The 15,599-nt window shown below is 67.8% G+C and carries 5 protein-coding genes; all 5 read right to left on the bottom strand.

The annotated features are described in order from the left end of the window. Positions 1-60: 60 nt before the first annotated feature. Complete coding sequence (locus tag HX774_RS11905; protein ID WP_178827031.1) at positions 61-993, bottom strand: FecR domain-containing protein; 933 nt, start codon at positions 991-993, stop codon at positions 61-63. A gap of 69 nt (positions 994-1,062) precedes the next feature. Beyond that, a complete protein-coding gene (locus HX774_RS11900) occupies positions 1,063-1,590 on the bottom strand; it encodes an RNA polymerase sigma factor (protein WP_178827029.1) in 528 nt (175 codons plus the stop codon). A 133-nt stretch (positions 1,591-1,723) separates the two neighbouring features. Beyond that, the gene (locus HX774_RS11895; RefSeq protein WP_178827027.1) at positions 1,724-5,365 is read right to left on the bottom strand and encodes an OmpA family protein; all 3,642 of its coding nucleotides are present in this window, start codon (positions 5,363-5,365) and stop codon (positions 1,724-1,726) included. Beyond that, positions 5,362-13,857, bottom strand: coding sequence for an SdrD B-like domain-containing protein (locus HX774_RS11890; protein ID WP_218650401.1), 8,496 nt, complete (start codon positions 13,855-13,857; stop codon positions 5,362-5,364). The genes HX774_RS11895 and HX774_RS11890 overlap by 4 nt, the downstream gene beginning before the upstream one ends. A 372-nt stretch (positions 13,858-14,229) precedes the next feature. Next, positions 14,230-15,585: a metallophosphoesterase family protein gene (locus HX774_RS11885; RefSeq protein ID WP_255500421.1), complete on the bottom strand. Its 1,356-nt coding sequence runs from the start codon at positions 15,583-15,585 to the stop codon at positions 14,230-14,232. Positions 15,586-15,599: the final 14 nt, after the last annotated feature.

Genomic DNA, 15,599 nt, shown 5'->3' with positions numbered 1-15,599 from the left:
CGCGGCGGGATGCGAACACCCTACCTGATCATGAAGAAATTCTTGGAACCGCTGTGATCGTTAGGGTTTCAGCGCGTCTTCTCGCCCCATATTGTGGACCTCGGCGCCCAACAGGGCGGCCAGCCGCTTCACCGTATCGGCCCGGTCGTCGATCACCAGCCGGAGGGTCACATGACGGCGGCCCAGGGCCGGGTCGATCGTCAGCGGACGGTCGTAGAAGCGATTCACATCCTGCACGACCTGGCTGATAGGCGCATCTTCGTAGGTCAGGACGCGCTGGCGCCACTCATCGACGGCGTTCGTCGAGATGGCTGAAACCTTGTACGCGGTCCGTGCGGACGCCCCCGCGTCCTTGACGTACAGCCGCTGTCCCGCCCGCAGCAGCATGGGTTTTTCGTCGCCGGACAGTCGGCGCACCTCGACCACCCCCTCCTTGACCGCGACGTCCAGACTCTGATCCCGGTTGCGGACATTGAAGGCCGTGCCGACGGCCCTGACTTCATATCCGCCCGTCCGCACCAGGAAGGGCCGCTCAGGGTCCTTGCGCACCACGAAGGCCGCCTCGCCCTCGCTCAGATGCACCACGCGTTCGCGAGCATTGATGTCATAGCGCGCGCGGGTCACGACATTCAGAGCGACGATGCTGCCGTCCGCCAGTTCCTGACTGCTCTGTTCGCCAATCCCGGTTCGGGTGCTCTGCTGATCGAACTTCCACCAGACGCCGCCGCCCAGGCTGACCGCCAGACCCAGAACCAGCACCGCCGCAATCGCCGCGCGATGAGGTCGAGCCTTTCGTCTTCTGAGCGCAACGCCCATCTCTCCGACCGTCGAGACCTCGCCCCAGACCTCGTGCATCCGGTTGAGCGCCGCCTGATGCAAGGGATCGGCGCGCCAGGCGTCAAAAGCCTGTCGCTCGTCCAGCGACATAGGCCCTCTGCGCTGGGCGGCGAACCAGCGGGCCGCCTCTTGCTCGATGTCGTCGGAAATCATCATGAACCAGGAGAGCGGGCGACCGGGGAGGACGGGAAGATACAATCATAGACGTATGAGCTGCGCCACGCCCTAGTCGTCGAACCCTTCCGCCTGCATGCCCCGCAACAACTGCAGCATGGCCGAGGAGATGTGCTTTTCAACGCCCTTGACGCTGACGCCCATGCGACGCGCGATCTGCGGGTAGCTGAGACCGTCGATCCGATGCAGCAGGAAGGCTTCACGGCGCCTGTCCGGCATGGCGTCGATGACCTTCAGCGCCCTGCGCAACCGCTCGGTCGCCAAAAGAACCCGCTCGGGATCCGGCGACGGACATCGATGCTCTTCATAAGCCGTCTGATCCTGAAACAGGCGCGCGGCGCGACCTCGGCCGCGCATGCGGTCGATCACCAGGTTTCTGGCGATGCGGTACAACAGATGGGCAGGAGCGCCGACCGTCTCTCGCTGTGCGGTCTCGACCAGGCGCAGACAGGCGTCCTGAGCCAGATCCGCCTCGTCTTCGCGCGCCTTGCGGGTGATGGCGCGCAAGGCGTCAGCGTGGTCGCGGCAAGCCGTCTCCAGGTCGACTGGAGACGCATCCTGTAATGATCGCTTCCCCATGGTCCCTCCCCGGACCTGCGCAGCTTGACGAACACTGTCATCCAGCATTCGCTGCCCGTCAAGATACAGGGATGTAAGCAAGAGCCAGAACCCAGCACCGGCGCCGCTGCAAGGCGGCGTCGGTGCTGGTGGATCAGAACTTGCCGATCAGGTTCACGAACCAGCCGCGCTCGTCGTAGCTGAGGTCGCCGAGGTCATCCGAGAAGTCGGTGAAGTTGTAGCCGACGCCCAGCTTCACGTGATCGCCGAAGTGGCGATAGACGCCGACCAGGGCGCCCAGACGGCTGTCCTGCGCCTCCTTGATCGACAGCTCGCGCACCTCGACCAGGACGTCCCAGCGGCGGACGATCTGATAGTCGGCGCGCACGGCCCAGAACGTCGCCTCGCTGTCGAACCAGGGCGCGCTTTCGTCGCGAGAGGCCCGCAGTTCGCCCAGACGCCAGGCGACCTTGGCCCCGACCGCCAGACGCGGCGTGACCTGATAGGTCCCGTCGATTGCGGCGATGTGGCTGCGCTGGGCATAGTCCAGCGACTGCCCCAGGGCGTCCACCTGGGCCGGCGACGGCAGGTCGGCCAGATAGGTGTACTTGGTCAGCAGGTTGAGCCGGTCATTGTCCACCGGGCGATAGGCCCCGGCCAGCGCCAGTTCGTAGTAGTCGGCGTTCATCGCCATCGCCTGATCCGAGTTGGACAGGGAGATGTTGGCCTTGGCGAACAGGCGCAGCGATGGCGTGGCCTTCAGCGTCACCTGGTTGCGGGTGGCGACCGTGGTGCGTTCGCCGACCGTGTCGCCCTCGTCCTTGCGGTATTCAAGGGCTGACGCCCAGCGCAGGCGGTCGCTGCCATAATCGGCGGTGGCGCCGATAGCCATGCGGTCGATTTCCTGACCCAGGGCGTCGGCCAGAGAGCCGGTCTCGTAACGGGCGCCGAAGGTCCAGGCCTCGATGGGGCTGAAGTCGACGCCATAGGCCTGGGTCCAGCCGGTGGGGCCGTCGCCGTGGTCATAGCGTTGCTCGGCGAAGACGCTGGTCTTCTCGCCCATCTGCTGACGCGCGCCGCCGGTCAGGCGGCCCAGACGACCGCCGGTCATGGCGTCAGGGTTCTCGCCGGCCAGGGCGTAGCCCAGATAGAGGCTGCCGCGATCCGTCATGGCGAAGTCGGCCCGCACATCGGCGCCGAAGCCCATGTCTCCGTCCGAGACCTCGCCCTTGAACTTGAGCCGGTCGTGGACCTGATACTCGCCGCCGAGGCCGAAACGGTCATTGGATTCCCGCCCGCCGTCATGGTCCAGCGTCGCCTGGACGAAGGTCCAGACAGCCCAGGGGGCGTCACGCTGCTCCACGTTGGGCGTCTCGGGATCGGGCGTGTGGCGATAGCCGAGCGAGACCGCCGCGTCGGTGCGCGTGCCCTCGCTGGGCGGCGGCACGTACAGCGGGCTGTAGGGCGTGCGCTGGCCCTGCTGCTTGTCCGAGCGAACGCCGATTGAGCCGAACCAGCCCGCCGCCGTCTCGCGACGCAGGCCGACCTCGACCGCATGACGTTCGGTCAGGCGGCCGTCGGTGACGTCGCCCTTGGCCTGAAGACGGACCGTGTCGCTGAGCGCCATGTCGAAGACGCCGCCGTACTGATCCAGGGTCTCGCCAAAGGTCAGCTCGCCGGGGGCCGAGAAGCCGGCCTCGCGCGTCTTCCAGTAGCCGCCGAAGCGCCCGTCGCGCTCCAGTCCCAGTTCGTCCAGCTGACCGGCGAAGGTCAGGCTGACGGCATTGGCCTTGTCGGCCTCGGTCTGAACCTTAGTGAAGTCATAGCCGCCGGTGGACGACAGATAGGCGCCGTCGCCCGGCCCGTCCGCCTGGGCGAACTCCAGCTTCACGAAGCTGTTGGGGGCGTGCTGATACAGGACGTCGGCGCCGAACAGATCCTGCGACGCCTGATCCTCGCCCTGATGATAGGCGCTGCCCGCCACGCGAAGACGATCGTTCAGCCAGTGCTGCGCCCGCCCGCCCGTGGTCAAGGCCTCAGGCCGCGTCAGGCCCGGCGAATACTCATAGGTGGCCACGACCCAGACCGGGTTCCCGGCCAGCGACGACTGGGACACGAAGCTGTTCGCATCCGCCGTCATCGGCGGCGGATTGCGCATGACGACCCGCCCCTGAAGGTAGTTCACCTCATAGTCGCGGGCGGCGATCAGCTCCTGACGCTCCAGCACCAGGCCGGAATCCTTGTCGCGGACTTCCAGGAAGACCCGCTCCGACCCCGGCGCGATGTCGCGGTTGCGGAAGAAGTAGACCGAGCCCCCGGTCGAGGCGAAGTCCTCGCGGCTGGCCACGGTGCCGGGGTCGGCGGCGAAGCCGGTGATCTCGGTGCGACGCTCGCCGCTCGCGGTCACGGCGTCGCTACGCCAGTCCAGATTGGCGCCGTACAGGGTCCGCTGGTGACGGATCAGCTCATTGCCCCCCAGACGGCTCTGGAACACGCCCCACATGGCGTCGGTGTTCTCGTTCTCGGCGCGAAGATAGAAGCGGCCATAGGTCGGGGCGTCCTCGACCGTGACCGAGTCGTCGCCATAGACCGGATAGTGCATCTCCGGGTCGATACGGCGCAGCAGCGAGCGCGGGTCCTTCTCCAGGAAGCCGTCGAACAGGCTCTTCAGCGGCTGCTCGCCGGTGTCGGCCGAGGCCGTCAGGCGCCAGTCGTTACGAACCACGCCCTTGAAATAGAAGGCCAGACGACCGTCGACGAAGTCGTCGCGGTGATCGCCTGCATCGCCCAGCAGTTCATGCTTGGCGGCGTCAAAGCTGCGGCTGCCCGCCGTGATGTCGGCGATGCCGACAAAGAAGCGGTCGGTGCGCGGCAGGACGATCTCGCGCAGCAGATCGACCGGCACCTGACCGGGACGCGCCACCTGAACCGCCACGGCGGCGGTGTCGGCGGGGACGATCTGCTGCACCATGAAGCGGCCCGTGCGATCCACCGGAACCGTGGTTCCGAAGGCGGTGACGCGGGTGGCGGGGTCAGCGACCTCGCCGCTCAGGGTGACGGCCGCGCCCTTGACCGAGATGGCGTCAACGACGCGCATGTTCTCGAACAGGGGACCTGCGTGGATGTCCGGCTTGGTGACGTTGACCGCATGGGTCACGTCCAGCGTCAGGGCCGAGGTCTGGTCGTAGCGGCCCTCACCGTCATAGACACGCAGCACATAGCGATAGCGATGCTCGCCCGGCTGATCCCGGTCGGTCGTCCAAAGGACGGGTTGGCCGAAGCGCGCCGGGATGACCGTCAACGGCGCTTCCTCGGTGCTTTGATCGGCGCGGAAGATGCGAACCTCGGCCCGGTCGATATAGGCGGCGTAGTTGCTGAGGGTGAAGAAGCGCACGGCGTCGCCGGCGCGGATCACCGGCTGCTCCGCCACGATGCTCAGCACCGGGCGCACGTCGAAGGCCGTGGCCTGAACCCGCACGTCGGCCCCGGCCAGGGCCAGGTCCTGACGACGCTGGCGGTCGGCGCGCAGATCATCGCCGTCCTCCCCTGCCCCATCGACGCTGACACGGAACGGACGCGCCGCCCCGCGATCAGCGGCTTCCAGGTTGTTCCCGACGCCGCGGCGTTCAACCGCCGCATCGTCCGCCACCGGACCGCAGGGGCGATCCGTGTCGCGACCGCAATAGACCTGACGATCATCGGCGGCGGCGTCCTGGGCCTGAACCCCGGTCGCGAGGGCGATGGCCGATCCGCCCATCAGCAGGGCGGTCAGCAGCTTGTTCGACGCGCGGATCATTGCACGCCTCCCTCATGAGGAGTGGACAGGACGACGGTCTCCTCTTCGATGACCAGTCGGTAGCGGCCGCGCTCGTCGTTCCAGCGATCCTGGAGGCGACGACGGACCTGGGCGACGCGGTCCTTGATCAGGTCCGCGCTTTCACCCTGGGCGGCATAGGCCAGACGCAGGACCGAGGGACGCTCGGCCAGGGTCGCGATCAGACCCTCGAACTGCTGTTCGAACTCCGGACGCAGAGCCTCGCCGTCGAAGGCCGCGCCGTTCAGGTCCAGACGGACCACGCGGTGCAGACCGGCGCCGAAGTTCAGGCGGGCGAACTTGCCGCGCGTCAGGCGCACCGTTTCCGGGTTGCCCGAGGTGACGCGGTAGCCCGTCGGCAGGGTCCGGTCGTCCAGCTTCACGATGAAGTTGGAGCCGCGGTCCTCGTTCGGGATCATCGGGCAGGTGATGTGATACCGGCCTTCGGCGTCCGTGGTGATCAGCAGACCGCGCGCGGTCGCCAGACGCACCCCCGGCAGACCCGGTTCCCCGTCGTCCTGAACGCCATTGCCGTTCCGGTCGTCGAAGACCTTGCCCAGGATGTCGGTGCAGTCGAAGTCCGGGTCGGGGATCATCCGCACCGTGGCCTCGGCCAGGTTGGAGATGACCTGATCGACGATCGGGTTCACCGCAAAGGCGACGTTGGTGTGCTCGCCCTCGACCACGCCCGAACCGACCACCAGGATCAGCTCCAGTCGCTTGGTTTCACCCGCCGCGAAGGTCAGGTCGTTCCAGGTCAGCAGACGACCGTTCTGGATCGGCTCGACCGCCACGCCGTCGATACGGGCGCTGCTCTCGCGATAGCGGAAGCCGGCGGGCACGCGGTCCGTCAGGGTCAGGCCCGTCAGCGTCCCGGCCAGGGTGTTGCGGGCCGTAATGACATAGGGGACCAGACCGCCGCGCACGACGTTGACCATCGGGGTCGTCTTCGTGACCTCGATCGCGCCTTCCAGGATCGGGTCCAGGGGGATGTTGTTGTTGACGATGTTGGCCGAGACGCCCGGCGTCATATTGAAGCTCAGCACATAGCCGGTGGTCATCACGCCCGTCAGGCAGCCTTCAGCCGTGCCCAGCGGCGGCGGGCCGTTGCTGGTCGAAACCAGCAGGGGGTCCGGCGTCGCATTGACCGTCAGCGGTCCCGCGCAGGGCGGAATGATCGTCGACGGCTGGTTCGGGTTGTAGGTCCCGTTCGGCGGCGTCACCGACAGGCTGTAGGCGCCGGCCGGGGCCGAGGCCGTCAGCTGGAACTGGTACAGACCCAGGGCGTCGGTGATCTGACGCGCGTTTCCGGCGCCGCCCAGCAGATGCAGGGCGGGATCGAAGCCGGTCGGTCCGGTGATCTGGACCGTCGCGCCCGGAATGGCCGTGCGGCGCACCGCGTCATAGACCACGCCCCACGGGTCCAGCGGCAGGGACTGCTGGGCCACGCCGGCGCCCGGCGTCAGGGTGATGCCTGTCAGTTCGCGATCCTTCAGGGTCGCGCCGCCCGCATTGGAGGCCGAGGTCACGCCGTCGACGAAGCTCGCGCCGGTCTCGTTCGGACGCGCCCCGCCATAGACGGCGTTGTTGTCCGGGTGACGGAAGCGCACGCCATAGCCCGAGCCGGGGGCCACGCCGGTGAAGGCATAGCCGCCGTCGGCGCCGGTCTGGGTCGTCGAGATCAGGACGTCGCCCAGGAACAGCTCGACGGTCCAGCCCGCTTGCGGGGCCTCGCCGCCGCCGCGTGCGCGGTCGTGGTCAGAGTCCATCCACACCGAGCCCGAGATCTGGGCCTCGTCGCCGCGCTCGCCGAACAGGTAGCCCGTCGCCTCGGCCGCAGGGGCCAGGACGATGCCGGTGATGGCGTCGCCGCCGTCCGATGCGCCGCCCGAGGTGCCGGGCGTGTCCAGACCGTCGTCATAGCCGTCCGGCTGGGTTTCCGTGACCGTATAGGTCCCGCCCGGCAGGTCGGTGAAGCGGTAGATTCCATCCGGTCCGGTCACGACGGTGCGTGTGACCGCCTCGCCGCGCGCATCCGTGCCCGTCAGGACGACGGTGACGCCGCCGATGACCGGCTCATTGGCGTCGCGGACGCCGTTGTTGTTGGTGTCGTTGTAGACCAGGCCCGACAGCGAGCCGGTGCGCTCGCCGAAGTTGATCGGCGCGGTCTTCTCGTCCGTGACGACGGTGACGGGCACGCGGTTGGTCGGATGCTCCGGCCCCTCGCCATAGCCCGCAGGCTGGGTCTCGATGACCACATAGTCGCCCGCTGGCACGTCGCCGAAGCTGTACGACCCGTCCGGTCCCGTCGTCGTCGTGGCCACCAGGTCGCCCGAGGCGGTGCGCAGTTCCACCACCACGTTCGCCAGCGGACGATCGCCGCCGTCATTCACGCCGTTCAGGTCCACGTCGACATAGACGTTCCCGCTGACGCCCTGACCGCGCTCGCCAAAGGCATAGTCGATCGCGTCGGTGGCTTCGGGCAGGACGATGCCGCTGATCTGGTCGCCGGGCGTCGTCACGACGCCGCCGACCGAACCGGCGCTGTCCAGGCCGTCCGAATAGTTGGCCGGCTGGGTCTCGACGACCACATAGGTCCCCGCCAGCAGGTCGTCGATGATCCACTCGCCCGAGGCGTTGGTCGTGGCCGTGCGGTTGACCGCACCGCCCGCCGCGTCCGTGCCCGTCAGGGTCACGACCACGCCCGCAATTGGCGCCTCGCCGGCCTGACGCACGCCGTCGTTGTTGCTGTCGACGAAGACATGGCCCGCGATGCTGCTGACCGTGTCGGCGAAGTCGACCGTCTGGGTCTGACCAGGGGTCAGGTTGACCGAGACCTCGTTCGGCGACGACGAGCCATAGCCGTCAGGCTGGACCTCGCGCACCGTATAGTCGCCGGCGGGCAGGTCGATGAAGGTGTAGGTTCCGTCCGGGCCGGTCGTCGTGGTCGCAATGACCACGCCGTTCTGAACCAGCTCGATGGTCACGCCGGCCAGAGGCGGCTCGCCGCCCCCGTTCACGCCGTCGCGCTGCGGGTCCTTGAAGACCGTGCCGCTGATGACCACGGCGCGCTCGCCGAAGACATAGTCGGTCGCGTCCACGCCGGCGCCCAGGGCGATGCCGCCGATGGTGTTGGCCGCAGCCGTGCCGTCGAAGACGCCGTTGTTGACCGCGCCGCCCGCCGAACCGGCGGCTTCACGACCGTCGGCATAGGCGCTGGGCTGGGTTTCCGTCAGGGCATAGGTCCCCTTCGGCAGGTTGTCGAAGACGTAAGAGCCGTCCGCCTTCGTCGTGACCGTGCAGGTCTGGCTCGGGTCCAGGGCCGCGCGCCAGGCGCAGATGTCCTGACCATCGGCGGTCGTGCCCGACAGGATGATCTCGACGCCGCCCAGACCGATCTCGCCGGCCTGACGCACGCCGTCGTCATTGCCGTCGACATAGACCAGACCGGCCAGCGAACCGGCCAGCTCGCCGAAGGCGTAGTTGGAGCCCAGCTCGCCCGCGTTCAGCACGATGCCGCTGATGACGTCATTGGCCGCCGCGCCGCGCACGACGCCGCCGACCACGCCCGCCGCATCCTTGCCGTCCGTGTAGTTCGACAGGGGCGCAGAGGTCTGCGCCTGCTGCGTCAGGGTATAGCCCGTCGCGTCCGATCCCGGCACCGTCAGGAGGATGAAGGCGCCCGCCGCATCGGTCGTGACCGTGCAGTCGATCAGGTCACAGACGTTCTGGCCGTTCGCGGTAGTGCCCGACAGGGTGACGCTCACGCCCGGAATGCCGGCCTCGCCCGCGTCGCGAACGCCCGTGTCGTTGTTGTCGACATAGACATAGCCGCTGAGGCCCTGGCCGCTGGCGCCGAAGTCATAGTTGATCGACGACGAGCCGGCGGTGACGACGATGACGGCCACGATCTTGTTGGCCTCGCCCGGCGCCGCCGTATTGGCGCCGCTCTGGCCGCCGGAATCGCCGCCCGAGGTGCCGATGAAGGCGCCCGTGTGGGTCAGACCGGCCGCAGGCGTGATCTCCAGCGCATAGACGCCGGGACGCAGAACCTGACAGGTCGGCGTGGCCGAAGCCGCGTTCGGGAAGCTGTAGAGTCCGGTCGCCGTCGTGGTGATCAGGCAGTCGATGGTCTCGTTCAGGTCGTTCAGGCCCGTCAGGCGAATACCGGCGCCCGCAAGGCCCGTGGTCTCGCCCGCGCTGCGGATCGCATCGGCGTTCGGGTCCAGGAAGACCATGCCGCTGAGCAGCGAGGTCGGCAGTTCGCCGAAGTTGCGCTCGGTCAGATCGGCGCCCGGCGCCACCGCGCCGATGTCGAAGCCTTCCGGCGCCGTGCGGCCGCTGGAGTTGGCGATCACGAGGGCGCCGTTGGCGTCCTTGCCGTCGGACGCGCCGTTCGGCTGGACCAGTTGCGTCACGGTATAGGCGTCCGCGCCGTTCGACGGCGGGACCGAGGCGAACTCATAGAAGCCCGTCGCATTGACGTTGGCCGTCAGGTTCACGGCGCCGCCGGCGTAGTCCGTGCCCGTCAGACGGATGTGCGGCGTCGAGGCGAAGGCGGCGGGCGCAAAGCCCGTCTCGCCGCTGCCGCCTTCACGCACGCCGTTGTTGTTCAGGTCGCGATAGACGTAGCCCGACACCTTGGCCGCGCTGACTTCCTGGAAGACATAGCCTGTCGCCTCCGTGGTCGCCGGCAGGACGATGTTGGAGATCGTATTGCTCGACGCGCCGCTGCCATAGGCGGCGTTGTTGACGTCGCCGCCTGCCGTGCCGGCGGTCTCGTTGCGGTCGAACGTGCCCGAGGGCTGGGTCTCGACGATCTGATAGGTCCCCGCCGGCAGGCGGTCGAAGGTGAAGGCGCCGCCCGCGGTCGTGGTCGTCGTGCGGTTGGCGATGGCGTTGCCGAACACATCCGTCCCGCTCAGCGTCAGGGTGACGCCGGTCATGCCCTCGTTGGCGTCGATCACGTCGTTGCGGTTGTCGTCGCGATAGACCGTGCCCTTGATCGACGACGTCGTGACCTGGGTGGTTTCGGTCTTGGTGTTGTTGGCCGGGTTCGTGTCGCGGCTGATTTCCTTGCCCGAACCGTCCAGACCCGGCTTGATCTCGGCCGTATTGGTCAGGTTCGTGTTCAGCGCGCCCGCAAACGGATGGGCCGCCTTGGCGAACAACGTCAGGGTCACGGTGTCGCCCATCCCGGCGGGGAAGTCGCCGTCCAGCACGCAGGTGATCTTGTTCGCGCCTGAGCAGGTCATGTTCGAGACCGAGGCCGCGCCGGCCACGGTGAAGCTCTCTTCGTACTGACCGGCCACGTTGACCCGCGTCCAGCCCGACGGAAGCTGATCCGACACGCGCACCTGGGTGGTCGGCGAGACGCCGTTGTTGCGCACGACGATCCGATACTCGACCGGCTGGTTGATCTGCACCGGCGACGGCGTGACGCGGGTCTTGCTGACGACCTCCAGATCGGTCGCGGGAATGACCGTCGTGGTCTGCACCGCCGTATTGTTGGCCAACTGGCTGTCCGCCTGACTGACCGTCGTATTGTCCTGTTCCAGCGACACGATCTCGGCGCCGTTGGAGAAGGTCATGGGACCCGTCGGCGGAGCGCCGGTGACAGCCATAAACAGGCGGAAGATCACCTGACGCTCTTCATCCAGGAAGTTCTGGCTCGGATCGCTGTCATGCAGACGGCACTCGATCTGGCCGCCGGCCACAGTGACGCAGTTCGGTGCGGGCGGCGTGTAGAGCGTCAGCCCGCCGTCAGCGCCGACCGGGTTCACCTCGAACCGGGACAGGGCCATCGTATAACCGGCGGGCGCGGCCGGAATATCGGTGACGACCACATTGCCGGCGCGCGAGGGACCATAGTTGGAGGCGCGCAGGTCATAGACCAGCTCGGACCCGAACGGCATCGGGTCGAATTCGGCGCTCGGCTCTTCCTTGGTGATCGCCAGGTCCATGGTCGGCGCCAGCACCGGGTGCGTCAGGGCGACGCTGTTGTTGGTGGCGTTCGTCTCGTTGGTCGAGGTGGTCACGGTCGCGGTGTTGACGTGGTCGATCGGGAAGCCCGAGGTCGCCCCGCCGAACGGGAAGAGGGCCCGGACCTGCTGGCTGATCTGATAGGTCTGACCACGATTGATCGTGCCCATGGGGCAGGTGATCTTGCCGGTCGCATCATTCTTGACGCAGGTCACGCCGCCCTTGGTGGTGGACGGCTGACCGACCAGTTCGAAGCGCGTCGTGTCGATGGTGTCCTCGACCACCACGTTCGAGGCCGGGTTCGGCCCCAGGCCGCGCACGCTGATGCTGTAGGTCGCCAGCACGCCGACCTTGGCCGGGTTCGGCGAAACCGTCTTGGCGTTCAGCGTGATGTCCGTAATCGGCGCGATGTCGTAGCTGGCGGTCGACTGGTTATTGGCCAGGGCCGTCGGGTCCTCGGTCGTGTCCGGCGAGCTCACCTCGGCGACGTTGTCGAACAGACCGCTCTCGACCGGACGCGAAATGCGCACGACGGCGGTCTCGCTGTCGCCGACGTCCAGGTCGCTCACCGTCCAGCTGATCCTGCCGTTGCTCGCGCTGTAGGCCGGCGCGCCTTGGCTGGCGCTTTCCAGGTTGAAGCCGGTGACGAAGCCGTTGCCGGCGTCATTGATGAAGTTCGGCAGGACGTCGGTCACGACCACGGTGCGGGCGATCTGGCCGCTCAGGTTGCTGACCGTGAAGCGGATGTAGAAGTCCTGGGTGTTGAAGGGCACCGACAGGGCGGGCGTCTGGGTCCAGGGTCCCGTCGCGCTCAGGCTGACCTCCTTGACGATGGCCAGATCGGCCTCGTTCGGCGTCGAACGCGAAATCGCAGAGGCGCAGTTGTTGCCGCCGTTGAGATCGCCCGGCAAAGCGCTCGCCGCCGTACAGGCCGTGTTGCTCAGGTTCAGGTCCGCGCCCATACCCGCCAGGGTCTTGAGCGACAGCACCGCATCGGCGCCGACCGCCAGGCTGCCTGGCCCCGACAGTTCGCAGGTGATCTCAAGCCCCGCCTGCGAACAGACCCAGGGCGCCGCCGCCGAGACATAGGTCTCGTCCGCCGTCACCGTATCGACGATGCGCAGCGGATTGGCCGCGTCATAGTTCAGCACCGACGGTCCCAGGTTGCGGACCGTGATCGTGCTGGTCATCTCCTCGCCGGCCTCGACCGGATTGGGTCCCTTGACCTTGCGCGTGCGCAGGTCGGCGTTCGGCGCGACGATGCTGTAGCCGGCGTTGGCCGTGTTGTTGTCCGGGATTGGATCTGTAATCCCGGCCGGCGACGTCACCGTCGCGGAATTGACCGCGCCGCCGCTCGTGACGGCGAGCGAGCGGACAGGAATGACGAAGGTCTGGACCTGCCCGGTCGTCAGGACGCCGGCCGTACAGGTCAGCGCCTGCCCCGCGACGCCGCAACCCGCAGGCAAGGGCGTCAGAATTTCAAACTCGGGCGCGATCTGATCGACAATGACGGCGCCGTCGACCGTCGTCGGCCCGACGTTGCGGATCTTCAGGGTGATGTCGGCGCTGTCGCCCAGGACGATGGTGGCCGGCATGGTCTTTTCCGCCGACAGATCGGAACCGGGCTCGATGGTCGTGACCACCGGCGTCGCGACGTCGTTGGTCGTGTTCGGATCAAGCACCAGCAGGCTGGTCAGCCCGGCGAAGGCGTTGTTGGTGATGGTGCCGCCCGTGGCCAGCACCCGCCCCTTGATCGTGATCGGCGGCAGATCGCCGATCAGGGCCGCTCCATTATAATTACAGGCGACCGTCAGGCCGCTGCGGTTACAGGTCCAGCCGCTACCCGCCGCCGAAATGAACTCGAAATTGCTGGCCGCCGGCAGGTTGTCCGTCACGCGGATCGCGGCCGTCGCGTCCGGCCCGGCGTTTCTGGCCTGCAAGGTATAGGTCAGGATGCCGCCGGCGGGGATGGAGTCATCCGGCTCGCCGTCGTCCTTGACCACCGACAGGTCCGCGCCCTCGCGAACCGCCGGAGAAACCGTCAGGCTGTCGTTGCCTGCGTTGCCGTCGACATTGGTCAGGCTGGAGATGCTGGCCGTCGTCGTCCGTGATCCGGCGCTGGTCGCATCCGCAGAGAAGACGACGGAGGCGTCGCCGCCCGCCATCGGCGGCATGGCGCAGGTCAGGGTCTGGCCGCCGACCGCGCCGCTCAGGCTGCAGTAGGCGGGGAAGGTCCCCGCCGCGACCGAGAAGTGCGACGGCACGGCGATGGTCACGACGGCGTCGTTGACCGGGTCCGGCCCGTTGTTGGTGGCCCGCAGGGTGAAGGTCGCACGCGCGCCGTTGGCCACCGGGTTGGGCGCCCAGGTGTAGGCGGAGACCTGAAGGTCAGACGCGGCCGCAGCGCCGGCCACGCCGGCGATCGCCAGGGGCGCAGCCATGGCGGCCACACGCAGCGCCACGCGCTTCAAGGTTTTCAGCAGTTTCAACACGTCACGAGCCTCCGGTTCGACCGAAGACTCGGGAGACGGACAAGATGACCACGCAGCTCCGTGCCGGCGCTTCACCGAAGCCCGGACGTCCATCTACGCAGCATCGCCCCCCGATGGGTCGAAGACGGGGCAACTAGCCCGCACGACCGGATATAGCCACGCCAGAAATGTAACTAAGTGTATGATTTTACGTGAGTTTACATTAGCTTGACTTTAGCGGGCGTGACCAGACTTAGGCGACGCCTCTCCGCCATGGCCAAGGGCTCGGCGCCCGCCGAGGCGAAGCCGCCGCCGGCCTCCGCGGGATAAGACCGAACCTCAAAGGTGCGGGACGTGAGGCCGGCGCGACAGCCGGCCTCACGGTGAGCCGCCCTATTCTTCGTTGGGGCGAGGCGCCAGGGTCTCCACGCGCGCCACGCCGTCCGCGCCCTTGGTCAGGCGGAAGGCGTCCAGCTGGCGGCCCGTCGCGGTGAAGGCGCGATAGACCACCGCATCAGGCGACACATCCAGGGTCTGGAAGGTCTGGGTCCGCGAGGCCGAGCGCGAGGCCCAGCCCAGATCGGCGACCGGATACATCTTGGGGCCGGCGACCGAGACCACATAGGTCGAGCCGTGATCGGACGGGCGCGCCGGCCCCGCATTGAGCATGGGTCCGGTTCCGATGGCGCCGCGCGCATAGCCATGGTCGTGGGCCTGCAGCACCAGGTCGACGCCGTACTTGTCGATCAACGGCTTGAGGGCGTCGCGCACCCGGGCGTTGTCGCGATCCGGGTCGATCGAGAACAGGGGGAAGTGCAGGAACAGCGCCGTCCAGCGGTTGGGGTTGTTCGCCAGCAGCCCGTCCAGCCAGCGCACCATCTCCGCCCGCATGGCCTCGTCGCCGTGGAACAGGGGCGCATCGACCGAGATCAGGCGCAGCCCCTGATAGTCAACGGTCCAGGCCGTCTCCTTCAGCTTCTCGACGCCCGCCGGGCCGGTTTCCGGCAGGGTGTACTGACGCCGCCACTGCGGATTCAGCACGGGGCCGCGCCCGTACTCATGATTGCCCGGCGTCGGCATCTGCGGCGTCTGAGCATAGAGGAAGCCGCCGGCGGCGAACCATTCGCCCCACTCGTTGTCGCTGTCGTGCCGATTGATCAGGTCCCCGGCATGGATGACGAAGGCGGCGTCCCCGGCCTTGCGGAAGGCCATCCTCATGGTGCGCGACGCCTCGCTGAGGATGTTGTTCTGCATGTCCCCCATATAGAGGAAGGTGAAGGGCTCGGCCGTCGTCGCCGCCGTGCGGAACTGCAGCCATTCCGACCACCGCGCCCCGTCGCCGACGCGGTAGGCATAGACGGTCTCCGGCTTCAGCCCCTTCAGCACCGTCGAATGATAGGCCGCCCGGAACTCGGGCGCCTCGCGGACGGCGATGGTCGCATCATCCGTGACAGCGGCTGTACGGACCGCCTGCTGGATGAAGTCGGGGCCGTCCTGGGCCTCGGCGTATTCGACGAAGCCGACGACGCCCGGCGCGGTGCGCCAGGTCACCGCCATCTCGTGCGCCGGATCGGCGGTCAGGTTCAGGATGATCCGTTCCGGCTGCTCGGTCGGAGGGACCACGGGCCGGTCCGAGGCCTGGACCGGCGCGGGTTCGGGACGCAGCGGACGCTCCGCCGTCTGCGCCATCGTCTGTCCGCCCAGGGCCGCCAGCGTGGCCCCGAGCATCAGGGCGTGGGTCGTCTTCATGCTCCCCTCCCCGA

It is taken from the genome of Brevundimonas sp. P7753, from assembly GCF_013386595.1.
GTDB lineage: Bacteria > Pseudomonadota > Alphaproteobacteria > Caulobacterales > Caulobacteraceae > Brevundimonas > Brevundimonas bullata.
This window is presented reverse-complemented; position numbering and strand designations above follow the sequence as displayed.

Excerpts from the sequence above, each read along its gene's own strand:
- HX774_RS11905 (WP_178827031.1), bottom strand. The coding sequence starts at position 993 with ATGATGATTTCCGACGACATCGAGCAAGAGGCGGCCCGCTGGTTCGCC.
- HX774_RS11900 (WP_178827029.1), bottom strand. The coding sequence starts at position 1,590 with ATGGGGAAGCGATCATTACAGGATGCGTCTCCAGTCGACCTGGAGACG.
- HX774_RS11895 (WP_178827027.1), bottom strand. The coding sequence starts at position 5,365 with ATGATCCGCGCGTCGAACAAGCTGCTGACCGCCCTGCTGATGGGCGGA.
- HX774_RS11885 (WP_255500421.1), bottom strand. The coding sequence starts at position 15,585 with ATGAAGACGACCCACGCCCTGATGCTCGGGGCCACGCTGGCGGCCCTG.